This window comes from Terrabacter sp. MAHUQ-38, from assembly GCF_014518425.1.
Taxonomy (GTDB): Bacteria; Actinomycetota; Actinomycetes; order Actinomycetales; family Dermatophilaceae; genus Terrabacter.
This window is the reverse complement of the sequence record NZ_JACVCU010000018.1, coordinates 1-829: the sequence shown is the minus strand read 5'-3', so window position 1 is coordinate 829 and position 829 is coordinate 1. Positions and strand designations below refer to the sequence as shown.

Annotated in this window: 1 protein-coding gene; it reads right to left on the bottom strand. The window is 69.5% G+C overall.

What is annotated here, in order from left to right:
* Positions 1–58: 58 nt before the first annotated feature.
* The coding region (locus H9I49_RS23320) for a glycoside hydrolase family 3 C-terminal domain-containing protein (RefSeq protein ID WP_188032803.1) at positions 59–829 on the bottom strand (771 nt) is incomplete at its 5' end.

Genomic DNA, 829 nt, shown 5'->3' with positions numbered 1-829 from the left:
CGATCGTCGACCCCCCGGGCTGATCGCTGGCCGAGCTCCTCGTGGCCGGTGTGCGGCTTCACGTCCGGATGCGGAATGCTGCGCTCAGCTGTTGCTCCCGTCGTGAGCTGGGGCCGACGCGGAGTTCGAACTCCCCTGGTTCGACCACGCGGCGGCTGTCCGCTGTGACGAGTGAGCAGCGCGAGGCAGGAATGCTGATGTCGACGTCCAGGCTTTCGCCGGGGGCGATCTCGGCCTGGGTGAATGCCTTCAGCTCCTGCTCGGCCCAGGTGACGCTGGTGGTGAGGTCGCTGACGTATGCCTGAACCGTTTCCAGGGCCGGGCGGCTTCCGTTGTTGGTGAGTCGGACCGTCGCGTTGACGGTGCCGTCCGCGGGGACGTCCGGGTCGTGCACGGCGAGGGCGGAGTAGGTGATGGTGGTGTAGGTGAGGCCCTCGCCGAACGCGAACAGGGGGTCCTGGGTGAGGTCCGCGTAGCGGCTCCCGTGCTGGCCTCGGACCTGGTTGTAGTAGACCGGCTGCTGTCCGGCGTGGCGGGCGAAGGAGATCGGGAGCCGGCCGCTGGGTTCGATGAGTCCGAGGAGGAGTTCGGCGATGGCGCGGCCACCGCGCATGCCCGGGTTGAACGCCTCGATGACGGCTGCCGCGTTCAGTGCCGACTCCGGGAGGGTGCTCGGCTTGGACTGGATCAGGACGACGATCATCGGGGTGCCGGTGGCGGCGACGGCGTCCAGCAGCGCGATCTGGCCGCCTTGGAGGTCGAGCGTGGCGGTCGAGCGCCCCTCGCCCGTGAGGGCGATGGTGTCCCCCACGACCACGACGGCGTAGTC